Below are 309 nucleotides of genomic sequence, written 5' to 3'. Positions count from 1 at the left end.
CTCTCCACATGCTCGTGGGTGTCTGCGCCGCTGGCGGCCAGGGGGGTGAAACGGGCCAGCTCGGATCTTGCGAAGCGCAATGAAGCGGCCGCGGCCGTGAGTTGGGTGCGCGCCTGCAGCAGGCTGGACTGCTGGCCCTGCACGCCGGCGGTTGCCGCCGCGATATCCGCTTCGCGGACGGCGATCACTGCTTCGGCCTGGTCCAGGGTGGCACGGTAGGTGCGCGGGTCGATGCGCAGCAGCGGCTCGCCCGCCTTTACCCATTGGTTGTCCTTGACCAGCACCTCGGTGACGTAGCCGTTTATGCGC

1 protein-coding gene is annotated in these 309 nt (G+C 68.6%); it reads right to left on the bottom strand.

The genetic code is table 11. The features are described 5' to 3' along the window. Positions 1 to 309, bottom strand: a 309-nt coding sequence (locus EN850_RS35300) for a biotin/lipoyl-binding protein (RefSeq protein ID WP_136093054.1), incomplete at both ends; no start/stop codon positions are given.

Source organism: Mesorhizobium sp. M8A.F.Ca.ET.207.01.1.1 (assembly GCF_004794715.1).
Taxonomy (GTDB): Bacteria; Pseudomonadota; Alphaproteobacteria; order Rhizobiales; family Rhizobiaceae; genus Mesorhizobium.
The sequence above is the reverse complement of the archived record's forward strand: the minus strand, read 5'-3'. Positions and strand labels throughout refer to the sequence as shown.